The sequence below is a fragment of the Streptomyces sp. NPDC053069 genome, assembly GCF_044546895.1.
Taxonomy (GTDB): Bacteria; Actinomycetota; Actinomycetes; order Streptomycetales; family Streptomycetaceae; genus Streptomyces.
On the sequence record NZ_JBITZN010000009.1, the window covers coordinates 325167 to 342419 of the forward strand.

General features: G+C 69.9%; 13 protein-coding genes. 9 read left to right on the forward strand and 4 right to left on the reverse strand.

What is annotated here, in order from left to right:
* Positions 1-100: 100 nt before the first annotated feature.
* Positions 101-4066, reverse strand: a complete 3966-nt coding sequence (eccCa, locus tag ACIGXP_RS23140) for a type VII secretion protein EccCa (RefSeq protein WP_399771044.1) — start codon at positions 4064-4066, stop codon at positions 101-103.
* A 342-nt stretch (positions 4067-4408) separates the two neighbouring features.
* Here eccCa and eccD point away from each other — a divergent pair, with 342 nt between their 5' ends.
* Complete coding sequence (eccD, locus tag ACIGXP_RS23145) at positions 4409-5917, forward strand: type VII secretion integral membrane protein EccD (RefSeq protein WP_363217948.1); 1509 nt, start codon at positions 4409-4411, stop codon at positions 5915-5917.
* A 58-nt stretch (positions 5918-5975) separates the two neighbouring features.
* Here the strand turns inward: eccD and ACIGXP_RS23150 are convergent, their stop codons facing one another.
* Positions 5976-6269 carry a DUF397 domain-containing protein gene (locus tag ACIGXP_RS23150; protein ID WP_363217945.1) on the reverse strand — a complete coding sequence of 98 codons (294 nt, stop codon included), beginning with the start codon at positions 6267-6269 and terminating at the stop codon, positions 5976-5978.
* A gap of 268 nt (positions 6270-6537) precedes the next feature.
* On the opposite strand from ACIGXP_RS23150, the gene rpsO reads away from it, so the two are divergent.
* The 5 genes from rpsO to ACIGXP_RS23175 all read left to right on the forward strand — a co-directional run bounded on the left by rpsO (position 6538) and on the right by ACIGXP_RS23175 (position 12012).
* Positions 6538-6825, forward strand: a complete 288-nt coding sequence (gene rpsO, locus ACIGXP_RS23155; RefSeq protein ID WP_030619140.1) for a 30S ribosomal protein S15 — start codon at positions 6538-6540, stop codon at positions 6823-6825.
* Between the two features lie 337 nt (positions 6826-7162).
* Entirely contained in the window at positions 7163-9385 is a 2223-nt protein-coding gene (locus ACIGXP_RS23160) for a polyribonucleotide nucleotidyltransferase (RefSeq protein WP_399771049.1), read from the forward strand.
* Positions 9382-10761: a M16 family metallopeptidase gene (locus ACIGXP_RS23165; protein WP_399771052.1), complete on the forward strand. Its 1380-nt coding sequence runs from the start codon at positions 9382-9384 to the stop codon at positions 10759-10761. Before ACIGXP_RS23160 ends, ACIGXP_RS23165 begins: the two co-directional genes overlap by 4 nt.
* A gap of 32 nt (positions 10762-10793) precedes the next feature.
* Complete coding sequence (dapB, locus tag ACIGXP_RS23170; RefSeq protein WP_399771055.1) at positions 10794-11546, forward strand: 4-hydroxy-tetrahydrodipicolinate reductase; 753 nt, start codon at positions 10794-10796, stop codon at positions 11544-11546.
* 13 nt (positions 11547-11559) lie between these two features.
* Complete coding sequence (locus tag ACIGXP_RS23175; RefSeq protein ID WP_363220283.1) at positions 11560-12012, forward strand: tetratricopeptide repeat protein; 453 nt, start codon at positions 11560-11562, stop codon at positions 12010-12012.
* 201 nt (positions 12013-12213) lie between these two features.
* Here ACIGXP_RS23175 and ACIGXP_RS23180 read toward each other — a convergent pair whose 3' ends face one another.
* Together ACIGXP_RS23180 and ACIGXP_RS23185 are read right to left on the reverse strand one after the other, a co-directional pair.
* Positions 12214-12768, reverse strand: a complete 555-nt coding sequence (locus tag ACIGXP_RS23180) for a hypothetical protein (RefSeq protein WP_363220284.1) — start codon at positions 12766-12768, stop codon at positions 12214-12216.
* A gap of 92 nt (positions 12769-12860) precedes the next feature.
* Positions 12861-13097 carry a hypothetical protein gene (locus ACIGXP_RS23185; protein WP_399771060.1) on the reverse strand — a complete coding sequence of 79 codons (237 nt, stop codon included), beginning with the start codon at positions 13095-13097 and terminating at the stop codon, positions 12861-12863.
* 170 nt (positions 13098-13267) lie between these two features.
* On the opposite strand from ACIGXP_RS23185, the gene thyX reads away from it, so the two are divergent.
* The 3 genes from thyX to ACIGXP_RS23200 all read left to right on the forward strand — a co-directional run bounded on the left by thyX (position 13268) and on the right by ACIGXP_RS23200 (position 16998).
* Entirely contained in the window at positions 13268-14017 is a 750-nt protein-coding gene (gene thyX, locus ACIGXP_RS23190; RefSeq protein ID WP_399771063.1) for an FAD-dependent thymidylate synthase, read from the forward strand.
* A 221-nt stretch (positions 14018-14238) separates the two neighbouring features.
* Positions 14239-15138 carry a 4-hydroxy-tetrahydrodipicolinate synthase gene (dapA, locus tag ACIGXP_RS23195; protein ID WP_363220287.1) on the forward strand — a complete coding sequence of 300 codons (900 nt, stop codon included), beginning with the start codon at positions 14239-14241 and terminating at the stop codon, positions 15136-15138.
* A 174-nt stretch (positions 15139-15312) separates the two neighbouring features.
* Positions 15313-16998, forward strand: coding sequence for a ribonuclease J (locus ACIGXP_RS23200; RefSeq protein WP_363220288.1), 1686 nt, complete (start codon positions 15313-15315; stop codon positions 16996-16998).
* The last annotated feature ends 255 nt before the right edge of the window (positions 16999-17253 follow it).

Below are 17253 nucleotides of genomic sequence, written 5' to 3' on the forward strand. Positions count from 1 at the left end.
CTAGCTGGTTGAGGCGAACGGCAAGATGCCGCGGACCGTCATGGTCCGCGGCATCCCGGGTCGGCCGGAGAGCCGTATCGCTCGAAAGGATGACAATCCGCTAGGACTCCACCAACCCCACCTGCACCATCGGCTTCCCCCGCTTCCGCGACACGAAGATGCCCCGGCCCGCCGGCATCGCCCGCGGTCGGACGCCGCCCAGCAGTTCGCCCTCGGCGGGGTCGCCCGCGAGGACCACGCCCTGGGCGCCGAGTTCCTTGATGCGCTGCATGAAGGTCTCGTAGCCGGCGCGGCCGGCGCCCGCCGTGGAGCGCGCGATGATGAAGCGGACGCCGACGTCGCGGGCGAAGGGGAGGAGTTCCGTCAGGCCGGCCAGCGGGTTGCCACTGGAGGTGGACACCAGGTCGTAGTCGTCGATGACGACGTACACCGTGGGCCCCCGCCACCAGCTGCGGTTGCGCAGCTGCTCCGGGGTCACGTCGGCCGTCGGCGTGCGGCGCTGCATCAGGTCGGCCAGCGCGTCCATGTGGTGCTGCATCTGGTTCGACATCGGGATGTACTCGGCCAGGTGCGAGTCCGGGGTCACCCCGAGGAGCGAGCGGCGGTTGTCGACGACGAACAGCTTGCAGCTGTGCCCGTCGTAGCGCTCGGTGAGGCGCTTGATCAGCAGCTTCAGCAGATTCGACTTGCCGGACTCGCTCTCACCGAACACCAGGAAGAACGGGTCCTGTTCGAAGTCCACGAACACCGGCTCGAGGTTGTCCTCGTCGAGGGCGAAGGAGATGCCCCGGTTCGGGAAACGGTCGCCCGGCGGGAGCTGGGCCGCCGCGAACTCGCGGGGCAGCAGGCGTACCTGCGGTGCGCCGGGCTCCTGCCAGTGGCGGGTGACCTCGGCCGCGAGAGCGGTCGTCGCCTCCGCCAGGTCCGTGTCCGAGGAGAGGCCGTCGATGCGCGGGACCGCTGCCATGAAGTGCTGCTTCTGCGGGGTCTGGCCGCGGCCCGGTACGCCGGTGGGCACATTCGCCGCGATCTTGCGGTCGATCTCGGAGTCCATGGGGTCACCCAGCCGCAGTTCAAGGCGGTTCATCAGGTGGTCCTTGAGGTTCGCCCGGACCTCCATCGAGCGCGACGCGGTGATGATCACGTGGATGCCGTAGCCGAGGCCGCGCTGGGCCATGTCCAGGACCAGCGGCTCCAGGGCCTCGTAGTCCGTGCGGAAGTTGCCCCAGCCGTCGATGACCAGGAAGACGTCGCCCCAGGGCTGGTCGGTCACCGAGATGTCGCCGCGCGCGCGGCGGGAGCGGAACTCCGCGATGGAGGAGATGCCCGTGGAGCGGAAGTACTCCTCGCGTCGGGTCATGACGCCGTACACCTCGGCCGTCGTACGACGGACCTTCTCCGGGTCGAGACGTGACGCCACGCCGCCCACGTGTGGCAGGCCGGCCACCGCGGCCATACCGCCGCCACCGAAGTCCAGACCGTAGAACTGCACTTCGTGAGGGGTGTGGGTGAGGGCGAACGACGCGATGACCGAACGCAGCAGCGTCGACTTGCCGGACTGCGGGCCGCCGATGATCTGCATATGGCCGGCCGCGCCGCCGAAGTCGAGCCACAGCGGGTCGCGGCGCTGCTCGTAGGGCTTGTCGATGAGGCCGACCGGGACGACGAGCCGGCCCGCGCCCTCGTAGCCCGGCTGGGTCATGCCGCGGCCGGGTACCGGGGCGAGCCCCGGCAGCAGCGTGTCGAGCGACGGCGGGCTGTCCAGCGGGGGCAGCCACACCTGGTGGGCGGCCGGGCCCTGCGCCTCCAGGCGCCGCACGATCACGTCGAGCACGGTGTCGGCGAGTGCGTCGTCCTGCTGCTCGGCTGCCGCCTCCTGACGCTGCTGCGGGACCGGCACGTACTGCACCGGCACCTCGGCCGCGGTGAACACGACCGGCCTGCGGTCGACGGGCAACGGACCGCCGAGCGCCGCGGCCTGCTGCGAGCTGGTGCGGTACACACCGGAGACGTACGCCGCCTTGAAGCGCACCATTTCGTCGGTGCCGAACTTCAGGAAGCCGGAACCCGGGACGTTCGGGAGCTCATAGGCGTCCGGGACGCCGAGCGCGGCACGGGATTCCGCCGCCGAGAAGGTCCGCAGGCCGATGCGGTACGACAGGTACGTCTCCAGGCCGCGCAGGCGGCCCTCCTCCAGGCGCTGCGAGGCCAGCAGCAGGTGCACGCCCAGTGAACGGCCGATACGGCCGATCTGCACGAACATCTCGATGAAGTCCGGCTTGGCGGTCAGCAGCTCGCTGAACTCGTCGATCACCAGGACGAGGGACGGGATCGGCTGCAGCGGGGCGCCGGCCGCGCGGGCCTTCTCGTAGTCGTGGATGTTGGCGTAGTTGCCCGCGTCACGGAGCATCTCCTGGCGGCGGTTGAGCTCACCGCGGATCGAGTCGCCCATGCGGTCGACGAGCGTCAGGTCGTCCGCGAGGTTGGTGATCACGGCCGCCACGTGCGGCAGCTGGGCCATGCCGGCGAACGTGGCACCACCCTTGAAGTCGGCGAGGACGAAGTTCAGCGTCTCGGACGAGTGGGTCACGGCGAGGCCGAGGACCAGCGTGCGCAGGAGCTCCGACTTGCCGGAACCGGTCGCGCCGACGCACAGGCCGTGCGGTCCCATGCCCTCCTGTGCCGCCTCCTTGAGGTCGAGCATCACGGGCCGGCCGTCCTCACCGAGACCGATCGGCACGCGCAGCCGCTCCGACTGCGAGCGCGGCCGCCAGGTCCGCTTCGGGTCGACGGAGGCCGCGTCACCCAGGTTCAGCAGGTCCGTGAACTCCAGGTTGGCGAGCAGCGGTTCGTCGTCGTCCCCGCCCGACGCCATCCGCAGCGGCGCCAGTTGACGGGCGAGGGCTTCGGCGGCCTCGTACGACAGGACGTCGGGTGTCCCCTCGTAGACCATGCCGTGCGCCGACTCCAGGCGCAGTTCCCTGGGCTGCACGATGACGGAGAGGTCACCGCGGCCGGCGGTGAGGTCGCCCGGCACGACCTCCAGGACCGTCACGCCCTGCAGGCCCTCGGGGTTGGCCAGCAGTGACGTGGGGGGCAGGGAGATGCCGTCGAGCACGACCACCACGTGCGGCTGCTCGGCAACCGGAGCGCCACCGGGGTGGAAACGCGGGCGGCCCTGGAGGCGGGCGGCGAGCCGGTCCTCCAGCTCCACCGGGTCGGTGGTGATCAGACGCATGCTGCCGGCGCCGTCGGCGAGGCCCGGGGCCTGTACGTGCGGCAGCCACTTGGCCCACTCCCACTCGGGCGCCGACTGACGTCCGGTGGCGACCGCGATGACCAGGTCCTCCGGGGAGTGCAGTGAGGCGAGGGAGGCGGCGACGGCACGGGCGGCGCCGCGCACGGTGTTGGGCTCGCCGCTGATCGTCACGTGGTAGAAGGCACGCAACGAGACCGCCATCGGCAGCTCGTCGAGGCTGCTGTGCGTGGCCAGGAAGCGCTGCATGGCGCCCGCGGTCAACGGCTCCAGCTCGTCCACCGGGGCGGTCTGAGGCGGGATCAGGGGAGTGGCCAGGGCCTGCGGGCCGAGTCCCACCCGCACCTGCCCGAAGTCCTCGTCACCGGTGCGCCGTTCCCACACCCGGCTGCCCTCGGCGACCAGTGCCCACAGTTGCTCCGGCGAAGGGTGCAGGTAGTACTGGGCGTCGCGCTGGGCCTTCGCGGTGTCGAGGGCGGAGCGCCGGGTCTGGGACAGGTAGCGGAGGTAGTCACGGCGCATGTCCGCCATCTGCCCCTGGTTGCCGCGGCGGTAGCGGACCAGCATCGAGATACCCATGGCGAGCGTCGAGGCCACCATCAGCAGACCCATGATCTTCATGAAGGGCTGGGCCTGCGGGTTGAAGAAGAACACCACCGAACCGCCCATGCCGAGCATGGGCAGGAGCTGCATCCAAGCGCTTTCCTGCTGACCGCGCGGCAGTTCCGGCGGCGCCTCCAGCACGACCTCGTCCGTGGGCACTTCCTTCGGCAGTGCCCGTGGCGGGCGCTTGACGACGATGTGGCTCACTACGCACCAATTCCCTTGCCGGACCGAGATTTTTCGTCCGCCGCCCCGTGTCAGGCGAACGCCGATCGCGAAGCGCGATCCTACTGACAACCACTGACAACGGCTGGCGGTAGGGTGCCGGTGAGACGCGTGAGCAGTTGCGAATCGTTCCGGGAAAACCCGGGCAATCCGCAACGGTTCGAAGGGGGCGCCTCCCCGCACACCCCGGATGCGACCGCCCGGTCGACCGGTTGAGCGCGGGGCGCCGCACAACCTACACAGGATCTTTACGGGCGGAAGGTGCGCGGCGGCAGCGGCACCATGGGCCGCCCCACCACCGACGAGGGGGAACAGCAGGTGAGCATGACGGCCTCCGCGCCGGCCGGCGCGACCGGTGGACCGGGCACCGGAGCCCCTTCCGGGGCGGGCATGGGATTCGGCTTCTGCCGGGTCACCATCGTGGCGCCCGACAGTCGTATCGACGTGGCGCTGCCCGACGACGTACCGGTCGCCGACCTGTACCCGGAGATCCTGCGCCTGTCCCAGCAGAGCCCCGCCGAGGGCGCTCCGGTCGGCTACCACCTCGTACGGCGGGACGGCACCGTCCTCGACGGCGCGCGCTCCTTCACGGCACAGCGCATTCTCGACGGTGAGTTGCTCACCCTGCGCCCGTTCGCCGAGTCGCTGCCGCCCGCCGTCCTCGACGACGTCTCCGAGGCGGTGGCCTCCGCCGTCACCCGTGACCGCACCCTGTGGAGCGGCGACCTCACCCGCGCCGCCGGACTCGTCGCCGGCGGCATCCTGCCCGCGCTGCTCGCGTTCGTGGCCTGGAGCTCCCAGGTCCGCCACGACATGCACAGCCTGCAGGGCATCATCGCGGGCGTCACCGGCATCCTGCTGGTCACCATCGGCTGCGTACGCGCACGTGTGTACGACGACCGGGGGTCCGCGGTCGCGCTGGGACTCGGCGCCCTGCCCAATGTCGGCGTGGCCGGTTCCGGGCTGCTGCCGCTCGCCGCCGGCGAGGGCATCGGGCGGCTCCAGTTCCTGCTCGCCTGCACAGCGGTCCTCGTCGCCTCCCTGGTGCTCACCCTGGTCTCGCCCGGCGGCGACGGACCCTTCGTCGCGTTCCTCTTCGCCTCCGCGATCGGTCTGATCACCACCTTCATCGCGACCCTCACCGATCTGCAGCCCATCGAGACGGCCGCCATCTGCGCCCCGCTGTCCGTGGTGGCGCTGGCCTTCCTGCCGGGGCTGTCCATGCGCTTCGCGCGGCTGCCCATCGGCTTCGAACCGCCCAACCCCTCCCGCGGCGGCTATGACACCGCCGAGCCCGCCCAGCAGGAGCCCGTGGACGCCGAGCGGGTGGCCGCCCAGGCCCGGCGCGGCCACGAACTCCTCGTAGGCCTCGTCGGGGGCTGTGCCCTCGTCGCCGTGGGCGCGTCGATCGTCCTCGGCTTCTCCAGCAACACCTGGGCCCAGCTCCTGGCTCTCGCGACCGGCCTCGCGATGCTGATGCGGGCACACCTGTTCCGTTACACCGCGCAGGTCGGCGCCACCCTGGCCGCCGGTCTCGCCGCGATCGTCTTCCTCGGCCTCGGGCTCGCCCTGAACCCGCCCCGGAGCTACCTGATCGACGCCTTCCAGGGCGACACCACCGCACTCGACATCCGCAGCGTCTGGCTCGCCGCGGCGGTCGGCGCGGCCACCGCCCTGGTCACCGCGATCGGGCTGATCACTCCGCGGCGCGGTGTCACCCCCTTCTGGGGGCGCTTCCTGGAGATCGCCGAGAGCTTCGTCCTGCTCACGCTGATCCCGCTGGCGCTGGCCGTGTTCGACGTGTACGCGCGCGCACGGGCGATGACCAGCTGAGGACCGGCGCCACGGAAAAGGGCGGCACGCATGCGTGCCGCCCTTTGTCACGTTCCGCTCACTGGGCCGCAAGACCGCCGTTGCGCTCGCTGGGCTCCAGATCGAACTCCCCGTCCCGTGCCCCCAGCACAAACGCCCGCCACTCCGCCTCGGTGTAACGCAGCACGGTGTCGTGGTCCAGGGAGGAGCGCATCGCCACGGCTCCGTCGGGCAGGTACGCGATCTCGACGCGCTCCTCGTGCTCCTCGGTGCCGGGGGCGCAGTGCCACTCCACGTCCGAGATGTCGAGCGCGTACAGCTCGTCCCGCTCCCGCTCCTTGCGTGCCTTGATCTCCGCTTCCGTCTCCGTCATCGTTGGCGCGATCCCTTTCCGGCGTGCGTACGGTCCCGGCGCTCACCCTAGTGGCCTGCGGCGTCCCGGCCGGGCGGTTTCCGGAGCGGGGGGAATGGCGTCGGCCACCAGCTGGTACTCTGGGCGACGGCCGTTTGTGTACGCACCCCCGGAACCCTCGGTTCTGGTGGCTGCGCCCAGCGGATCCCCGCCTCCCGAGTAACGGAAGCTCCCCCGAGACGCAGACCGGGGGCACTCGGTGGCACTCAACAGACTATGAGGAGTACGCGTGTCGCTCGACGCCGCTACGAAGAAGCAGATCATCGCCGAGTTCGGTACCAAGGAGGGTGACACCGGCTCCCCCGAGGTCCAGGTCGCTCTGCTCTCCCGTCGGATCTCCGACCTGACGGAGCACCTCAAGACCCACAAGCACGACCACCACTCCCGCCGTGGTCTGCTGATCCTGGTCGGTCAGCGCCGCCGCCTTCTGCAGTACCTGGCGAAGAAGGACATCCAGCGCTTCCGTACGCTGGTCGACCGCCTCGGCATCCGCCGTGGTGCGGCGGGCGCCAAGTAAGACGCCATGAAGGGGAGCGGTTCCCGGTAGCACCCGGGGACCGCTCCCTTCGTCGTACATGCGGAAACGTGCGGAGTGTCACTCACGCTTTGTAGTGTGGTAGCACAACGCAATACGCATGACACAGAACGGCGTACGACACAGCACGTACGACGAAGAACGAGGAGAAGCGCTCCTCGCCGCCGCCGGTCCTCGGTAGTGGCCCCCGGGGGATTGCGAGCCCCGGGTGCTTCGATCGAAGACCGGCCCGCACCAGACGGCGCGCTTCTCCACCACCGTCCCCCTGCCACACGGGCAGCCAAGGGACGAAAGACGATATGTAACGGAGAAAACGCTAGTGGAGAACGAGACCCACTACGCCGAGGCCGTCATCGACAACGGCCCCTTCGGCACCCGCACCATCCGCTTCGAGACGGGCCGCCTGGCCAAGCAGGCCGCCGGTTCCGCCGTGGCGTACCTGGACGACGACACCATGGTGCTGTCGGCCACCACCGCCTCCAAGAACCCCAAGGACCAGCTCGACTTCTTCCCGCTGACGGTGGACGTCGAGGAGCGGATGTACGCAGCCGGGAAGATCCCCGGCAGCTTCTTCCGCCGTGAGGGCCGGCCGTCCGAGGACGCCATCCTCACCTGCCGACTGATCGACCGCCCGCTGCGCCCGTCCTTCAAGAAGGGCCTGCGCAACGAGATCCAGGTCGTCGCCACGGTCATGGCGCTCAACCCCGACCACCTGTACGACGTCGTGGCGATCAACGCCGCGTCCGCGTCCACGCAGCTGGCCGGTCTGCCCTTCTCCGGCCCGATCGGCGGCGTCCGCGTCGCGCTGATCCACGGCCAGTGGGTCGCCTTCCCGACGCACACCGAGCTCGAGGACGCCGTCTTCGACATGGTGGTCGCCGGCCGCGTCCTGGAGGACGGCGACGTCGCGATCATGATGGTCGAGGCCGAGGCCACCGAGAAGACCATCAAGCTGGTCGAGGGCGGTGCCGAGGCGCCGACCGAGGAGGTCGTCGCCGCCGGTCTCGACGCCGCGAAGCCCTTCATCAAGGTCCTGTGCCGCGCCCAGGCCGACCTCGCCGCCAAGGCCGCCAAGCCGACCGCCGAGTTCCCGATCTTCCTGGACTACCAGGACGACGTCCTCGAGGCCCTGACCGCCGCGGTCAAGCCCGAGCTGGCCCAGGCGCTCACCATCGCCGGCAAGCAGGAGCGCGAGGCCGAGCTGGACCGCGTCAAGGGGCTCGCCGCCGAGAAGCTCCTGCCGGAGTTCGAGGGCCGCGAGAAGGAGATCTCCGCCGCGTACCGCTCGCTGACCAAGACCCTGGTCCGTGAGCGCGTCATCAAGGAGAAGAAGCGCATCGACGGCCGTGGCGTGACCGACATCCGTACGCTGGCCGCCGAGGTCGAGGCCATCCCGCGGGTGCACGGTTCCGCGCTGTTCGAGCGTGGCGAGACCCAGATCCTGGGCGTCACCACCCTCAACATGCTCCGCATGGAGCAGCAGCTGGACACCCTCTCCCCGGTGACCCGCAAGCGCTACATGCACAACTACAACTTCCCGCCGTACTCCACCGGTGAGACCGGCCGCGTTGGCTCCCCGAAGCGCCGCGAGATCGGCCACGGCGCCCTCGCCGAGCGCGCGCTCGTGCCGGTGCTGCCCACGCGCGAGGAGTTCCCCTACGCGATCCGCCAGGTGTCCGAGGCCCTCGGCTCCAACGGCTCGACGTCCATGGGCTCGGTCTGCGCCTCCACCATGTCGCTGCTGAACGCCGGTGTGCCGCTGAAGGCCCCGGTCGCCGGTATCGCCATGGGTCTGATCTCCCAGGAGATCGAGGGCGAGACGCACTACGTCACCCTCACCGACATCCTCGGTGCGGAGGACGCCTTCGGTGACATGGACTTCAAGGTCGCCGGCACCAAGGAGTTCGTGACCGCCCTCCAGCTCGACACCAAGCTGGACGGCATCCCGGCCTCCGTCCTGGCCGCGGCCCTCAAGCAGGCCCGCGACGCCCGTCTCCACATCCTCGACGTGATGATGGAGGCCATCGACCGGCCCGACGAGATGTCCCCGCACGCCCCGCGGATCATCACCGTCAAGATCCCGGTCGACAAGATCGGTGAGGTCATCGGCCCCAAGGGCAAGATGATCAACCAGATCCAGGAGGACACCGGCGCCGAGATCACCATCGAGGACGACGGCACGATCTACATCGGTGCCGCCGACGGCCCCTCCGCCGAGGCCGCCCGCGCCACGATCAACGGCATCGCCAACCCGACGATGCCCGAGGTCGGCGAGCGCTACCTCGGTACGGTCGTCAAGACGACCACCTTCGGTGCGTTCGTCTCCCTGCTGCCCGGCAAGGACGGTCTGCTGCACATCTCGCAGATCCGCAAGCTCGCCGGCGGCAAGCGCGTGGAGAACGTCGAGGACGTCCTCGGCGTGGGCCAGAAGGTCCAGGTCGAGATCGCCGAGATCGACTCCCGCGGCAAGCTCTCCCTCGTCCCGGTGATCGAGGGCGAAGAAGGCAACGACGACCAGGACAAGGACGACGCCGAGCAGTGACGTCCCGTAGCTCCAGGACGACGGCCCGCACCTCTTCGGAGGCGCGGGCCGTCGCCCGTACCCAAACCCTCATCAAGGGCACAGGCGGCATCGGCACGGTCCGTAAGACCACCCTCCCGGGCGGCCTGCGCATCGTCACCGAGACCCTGCCCTCGGTCCGCTCAGCGACCTTCGGCATCTGGGCACACGTCGGGTCCCGCGACGAGACGCCGGCCCTGAACGGCGCCACGCACTACCTGGAGCACCTGCTCTTCAAGGGCACGCGCAAGCGCAGCGCGCTGGACATCTCCTCCGCCATCGACGCCGTCGGCGGCGAGATGAACGCGTTCACGGCCAAGGAGTACACGTGCTACTACGCGCGCGTGCTCGACACCGACCTGCCGCTCGCGATCGACGTCGTCTGCGACATGCTGACCGACTCGCTCATCCTCGAGGAGGACGTCGACGTCGAGCGCGGCGCGATCCTCGAAGAGATCGCCATGACCGAGGACGACCCGGGCGACTGTGTGCACGACCTGTTCGCGCACACCATGTTCGGCAACAACGCCCTCGGCCGCCCGGTCCTCGGCACGGTCGACACCGTCAACGCCCTCACCGCCGACCGCATCCGCCGCTTCTACAAGAAGCACTACGACCCCACCCACCTGGTGGTCGCCTGCGCCGGCAACATCGACCACGCCACGGTCGTACGACAGGTCCGCGCTGCCTTCGAGAAGGCGGACGCGCTCAAGAACCTGCACGCGCAGCCCATCGCCCCGCGCGACGGCAGCCGTACGATCCGCACGTCCGGCAAGGTCGAGCTGCTCGGCCGCAAGACCGAGCAGGCGCACGTCGTCCTCGGCATGCCGGGCCTCGCCCGCACCGACGACCGCCGCTGGGCCATGGGCGTGCTCAACACCGCCCTCGGCGGCGGCATGTCCTCCCGCCTCTTCCAGGAGGTCCGGGAGAAGCGGGGCCTCGCCTACAGCGTGTACTCGTACACCTCCGGCTTCGCCGACTGCGGCCTGTTCGGCGTGTACGCCGGCTGCCGGCCGAGCCAGGTGCACGACGTGCTGAGGATCTGCCGCGACGAACTCGACCACGTCGCCGCGAACGGCCTCACCGACGACGAGATCGCCCGCGCCATCGGCCAGCTCCAGGGCTCCACCGTCCTCGGCCTGGAGGACACCGGCGCGCTGATGAACCGCATCGGCAAGAGCGAGCTGTGCTGGGGCGAGCAGATGTCCGTCGACGAGATGCTGGACCGGATAGCGGCGGTCACCCCGGACGAGGTCCGTTCGGTCGCCCGCGACATCCTGGGACAGCGCCCGTCGCTGTCGGTCATCGGCCCGCTGAAGGACAAGCAGGCCGCGCGGCTGCACGACGCCGTCGCCTAACCCTCCCGGTCACTCCCCTAAGGAAGCAAGAGATGAGCAAGCTGCGCGTGGCGGTCCTCGGTGCCAAGGGCCGGATCGGGTCCGAGGCGGTCAGGGCGGTCGAGGCCGCCGAGGACATGGAGCTGGTCGCCGCTCTCGGCCGGGGCGACACCCTGGAGACGCTGACGGCGGCCGGCGCCGAGGTCGCCGTGGAGCTGACCACCCCGGACTCCGTCATGGACAACCTCGACTTCTGTGTGCGCCACGGCATCCACGCTGTCGTCGGTACGACGGGCTGGAACGAGGAGCGCCTCGCGCGGCTGAAGGGCTGGCTCGCCGAGTCCCCGCGGACCGGTGTGCTCATCGCGCCGAACTTCTCGATCGGGGCCGTGCTGACGATGAAGTTCGCGCAGATCGCCGCGCCGTACTTCGAGTCGGTCGAGGTGGTCGAGCTGCACCACCCGAACAAGGTGGACGCCCCGAGCGGTACGGCCACGCGCACCGCCCAGCTCATCGCCGAGGCGCGCCGGGCGGCCGGTACGGCGCCGGCACCGGACGCCACGGCCACGGCCCTGGACGGCGCCAGGGGCGCGAGCGTCGACGGGATCCCGGTGCACGCCGTCCGCCTGCGCGGCCTGCTGGCCCACCAGGAGGTGCTGCTCGGCGGCGAGGGCGAGACCCTCACCATCCGCCACGACTCCCTGCACCACAGCAGCTTCATGCCGGGCATCCTGCTCGGCGCCCGCCGCGTGGTGACCACTCCGGGCCTGACGTTCGGCCTGGAGCACTTCCTGGACCTGAGCTGAGACAGGCCCTGCCATGCGCGCGAAGATCTCCTACCTCGTCACGGCCGCCGTCCTGGTCTTCTACTTCGTCCTGGTCGGCAGCCGTGGCGTCATGCTCATCGAGTCCGGCACGGTCGTCACCGTGACCTTCGGGGTCGCGGTGCTGATCCTGCCGGTCATCGGGCTGTGGTTCCTGTGGAAGAACACCCGGTTCGTCCGCAGGGCCAACGCCCTCGCCGCCGAGCTGGACGCCGAGGGCGGCCTGCCGGTCGACGAGCTGAAGCGCCTGCCCAGCGGCCGGATCGACCGCGACTCGGCCGACGAGGTCTTCGCCAAGCGCAAGGCCGAGACCGAGGCGTCCCCCGACGACTGGCGCTGCTGGTTCCGCCTCGCCGTCGCCTACCACGACGCCCGCGACACGCCACGCGCCCGCAAGGCGATGCAACGGGCCATCGCCCTGCACGACGGCCGACCCGTCCAACCCTGACTGCCCCTGTCGCTGGGGGAGCGGCAGCCCCGTCGGTCGCATCGCGCCGTAGCGGCGGGAAGTCCTGCCTCCCCCAGTGCCTCAAGGGCCTGGGGGACCCCAGGGGCGGCACGGTTGGGCGCTGGGGGTACCCCCCTCCGGGGGAGGCGCCTCACAGCGGGCAGCGCCCGCCGCCCCCGACCAGCACAGGGCACCCTTCGGTCACCCGCGCCCGTATTCCGCCGCCCACGCCTCCACCACATCCGCGGCCCGGTCGAACGCGGCCGGGCGGCCCAGGAAGTCCAGCGTGTGCGTGGTCAGCAGCGGCGCCGTCTCCCCGGCCGCCCGGTCCTTTCGTACGAGCGTCAGCGCCTGCCCCTGCACCGTCCGCGGCAGCCCCAGCCAGCGCACCGGCTGCTGCACCGTCCGCACGGAGATCACCCGGGCCCACGGCGCCGTACGCGTCACCAGGAAACCGACCTGGCGCAGCCCCCGGCCGCTCACCCACACGCCCATGCGCAGCAGCCGCAGCGCGCCGGTGATCACCAGGAGCGCCGCGACGAAGACCGCTCCGCCGGAGGACAGTGAGTCGGTCAGGGCGAGGGCCACCGCGGCGAACAGCACGAAGGAGGCGAACAGCAGCACCAGTGCCGCCGCGGCCACACGCCAGGGGCCGGGTCGGTAGGGGCGCCGCCAGCGCTCGCGGTCGTCGTACGGCAGCGCGCTCTCGGCGGCGGCCTCGAAGGTCCGGTCGGCCGTCAGGAAGGACAGGGGCACGGCTGGTCCTCACAATCCTTGCGTGAGCTGTGCCCGGTGAGGCTATCCGCCGGTGTTCCCGCTCACCACCCGTGGGCGGCCGGAAGGGTCAGTCAGTGCCCCTGGGAGGCCTGGGACTGCTGCACCGGCGTACTGGACGGCGTGGACATGGCCGGCATGCCGAGTACGAGGGCTCCGACCAACCCCGCGGCGATCGTGAGACCCAGCAGCCAGCGCCCGGCCATCTCGCCGAAGGACGCCCGCTGACGGGGCGGGGGAGTGACATTGCTGCGGAACCGGTCCGCCTCGGCCAGGAAGGCGAAGGGCACGGGCTCGCGCCGACGGAACATCGCGGGTACGTCTCCTTTCGGGGATCGAACGAGCAGGCCTCACCGGTACAGACGCTCGAGTGACACAAAAGGTGCCCATGTCGGAAAAAATCCATGGTGGGATTTTTGACGTGAGGTACTGCCGTGGCCCCGGCGAGTGCCCCGTAAGGTGGGCGCGAACCACAGCTGTGATGGGAAGGACCCCAACCCCCGTGACCACCCCCGAGTCGCTCACGTTCCGCAGTGACGTCACCGTCGAGCTGGTGAAGTCCAGCGCTTCGGACGCCGACGTCCTCTTCGCCGCGCGGGTCTCGACCGCCGGCGAGCAGTCCCTGGACGAGCTGAAGAAGGACCCCGAGCGCTCCAAGGGCCTGATCAACTTCCTGATGCGGGACCGGCACGGCAGCCCCTTCGAGCACAATTCGATGACGTTCTTCATCAGCGCCCCGATCTTCGTCTTCCGCGAGTTCATGCGGCACCGGGTCGGCTGGTCGTACAACGAGGAGTCCGGCCGCTACCGGGAGCTCCAGCCGGTCTTCTACGTCCCCGGCACCGACCGCAAGCTGGTCCAGGAGGGCCGCCCCGGCAAGTACGTCTTCGTCGAGGGCACCCCGGCCCAGTACGAGGCGGTCAGCAGCACCCTGCGGGAGTCGTACGAGCAGGCCTACGCGGCCTACCAGAAGATGCTCGCCGAGGGCGTCGCCCGTGAGGTCGCCCGCGCCGCCCTCCCGGTCGGCCTGTACTCCTCGATGTACGCCACCTGCAACGCCCGCTCCCTGATGCACTTCCTCGGCCTGCGCACCCAGCACGAGCTGGCCAAGGTGCCGTCCTTCCCGCAGCGGGAGATCGAGATGGTCGGCGAGCAGATGGAGGCGGAGTGGGCGAAGCTCATGCCGCTCACCTACGCCGCCTTCAACGCGAACGGGCGCGTGGCCCCGTAAGAAAGGCCTACGAAGCTCTGTTCCCCCACCAGGAACGGATGTCCGGATCAGCCGGGCGAAGTGTCCGTATTGCGGCATTTAGAGAAGTTCATCTAGCCTGATCAAACGGACCCGGCACTGCTTGAACCCCCGAGCAGGCAGTGCCGGGCTCCTCATTTGTCCTGACTTTCCCGGCACCCCACGGGCAGACCACGTATGCAGCACCGAGTAGCGTGTTACCCATGGCTCCGACCTCGACTCCGCAGACCCCCTTCGGGCGGGTCCTCACCGCCATGGTCACGCCCTTCACGGCGGACGGCGCACTCGACCTCGACGGCGCGCAGCGGCTCGCCGCCCACCTGGTGGACGCAGGCAACGACGGCCTGATCATCAACGGCACCACCGGCGAGTCCCCCACCACCACTGACGCGGAGAAAGCGGACCTCGTACGAGCCGTACTGGAGGCGGTCGGCGACCGCGCCCACGTCGTCGCCGGCGTCGGAACCAACGACACCCACCACAGCCTCGAGCTGGCCCGCGAGGCCGAGCGCATCGGCGCCCACGGCCTCCTCGTCGTCACGCCGTACTACAACAAGCCCCCGCAGGAGGGCCTCTACCGGCACTTCACGGCCGTCGCGGACGCCACCGGCCTGCCGGTCATGCTCTACGACATCCCCGGCCGCAGCGGCGTCCCGATCAGTACGGAGACCCTGGTCCGGCTCGCCGAGCACCCCCGGATCGTCGCCAACAAGGACGCCAAGGGCGACCTCGGCCGCGCCAGCTGGGCCATCGCCCGGTCCGGCCTCGCCTGGTACTCCGGCGACGACATGCTGAACCTCCCGCTGCTCTCCGTGGGCGCGGTCGGCTTCGTCTCGGTCGTCGGCCACGTCGTCACCCCCGACCTGCGCGCCCTCGTCGACGCCTACGTCTCCGGCGACGTCGTCAAGGCCACCGAGATCCACCAGAAGCTGCTCCCGGTCTACACCGGCATGTTCCGCACCCAGGGCGTGATGACCACCAAGGCCGCGCTCGCTCTGCAGGGTCTGCCCGCGGGACCCCTGCGCTCGCCCATGGTCGAGTGCTCGCCCGAGGAGATCGCCCAGCTCAAGATCGATCTTGCTGCCGGCGGGGTACAGCTCTGACAACAGACTTGGCACCACACGGGCTTCACAACTGAAGAACAGCTTCACAACTGAAGAACAACAGAAGAAGCGGGCCACCGGTGCCCGCACCCCACAACGACAACTGCTTCTGCACGAACGTCACGCGCGCCACGTGCCCGACCGGTACGTGGCGCGCGTGCTGAGGAGGGTCTTTTGAGTCATCCGCACCCCGAACTCGGCCCGCCCCCGCCGCTCCCCGAGGGCGGCCTGCGGGTCACCCCGCTCGGCGGCCTGGGCGAGATCGGCCGAAACATGACGGTTTTCGAGTACGGCGGCCGTCTGCTGATCGTCGACTGCGGAGTGCTCTTCCCGGAGGAGGAGCAGCCCGGAATCGACCTGATTCTGCCGGACTTCTCGTCGATCCGGGACCGCCTCGACGACATCGAGGGCATCGTCCTCACGCACGGTCACGAGGACCACATCGGCGGTGTCCCGTTCCTGCTCCGCGAGAAGCCGGACATCCCGCTGATCGGCTCCAAGCTGACCCTCGCCCTGATCGAGGCCAAGCTCCAGGAGCACCGCATCCGCCCGTACACCCTCGAGGTGGCGGAGGGGAACCGTGAGCGCATCGGCCCCTTCGACTGCGAGTTCGTCGCCGTCAACCACTCCATCCCGGACGCCCTGGCCGTCGCCATCCGCACCCCCGCGGGCATGGCGGTGCACACCGGCGACTTCAAGATGGACCAGCTCCCGCTGGACAACCGCCTCACCGACCTGCACGCCTTCGCCCGGCTGAGCGAGGAGGGCATCGACCTCCTCCTCACCGACTCCACGAACGCCGAGGTCCCGGGCTTCACCCCGCACGAGCGCGACATCTCCAACGTGCTGCGCCAGGTCTTCGCCGGCGCCCGCAAGCGGATCATCGTGGCGAGCTTCGCCAGCCATGTCCACCGCATCCAGCAGATCCTCGACGCCGCCCACGAATACGGCCGCCGGGTCGCCTTCGTCGGCCGTTCCATGGTCCGCAACATGGGCATCGCCCGCGACCTCGGCTACCTGAAGGTCCCGCCGGGCCTGGTGGTCGACGTCAGGACGCTGGACGACCTGCCCGACCACGAGGTGGTCCTGGTCTGCACGGGCTCCCAGGGCGAGCCGATGGCGGCCCTGTCCCGCATGGCCAACCGCGACCACCAGATCCGCATCGTCGAGGGCGACACGGTCATCCTCGCGTCCTCGCTCATCCCCGGGAACGAGAACGCGGTCTACCGGGTGATCAACGGCCTGACGCGCTGGGGCGCCAACGTGGTCCACAAGGGCAACGCAAAGGTGCATGTTTCCGGCCACGCGTCCGCGGGCGAGCTGCTGTACTTCTACAACATCTGCCGCCCGAAGAACCTGATGCCGGTGCACGGGGAGTGGCGCCACCTGCGCGCCAATGCCGAGCTGGGAGCGCTCACGGGAGTTCCGCACGACCGGATCGTCATCGCCGAGGACGGCGTGGTGGTCGACCTGGTCGAGGGCAAGGCCAAGATCTCCGGCAAGGTCCAGGCCGGTTACGTCTACGTCGACGGCCTCTCGGTCGGCGACGTCGGCGAGCCGGCCCTCAAGGACCGCAAGATCCTCGGCGACGAGGGCATCATCTCGGTCTTCGTGGTCGTGGACTCGTCCACCGGAAAGATCACCGGTGGCCCGCACATCCAGGCGCGCGGCTCCGGCATCGAGGACGCGGCCTTCGCCGACGTCGCCCCGAAGATCACGGAAGCGCTGGAGCGGTCCGCCCAGGACGGCGTCGTGGAGCCCCACCAGCTGCAGCAACTCGTCCGCCGGACCCTCGGCAAGTGGGTCTCGGACACCTATCGCCGCAGGCCGATGATCCTCCCGGTGGTCGTGGAGGTCTGACGCCCCGTCGGTGCGAGCCCGGAGCGGGGCGCCTCGATTTGCATCGGGGCGCCCCGCTCCAGTACGTTTACGGCTCCGCCCACCGGGAACCCCAGCACTTCATGCGCTGGATACAGGTGCCCCGGAGCGGGTGGGAAAACCGACTCAGAACTTCTGATAAAGTCGGAACCGCCGGAAAGGGAAACGCGAGAGCGGGAACCTGGAAAGCACCGAGGAAATCGGATCGAGAAAAGATCTGATAGAGTCGGAAACACC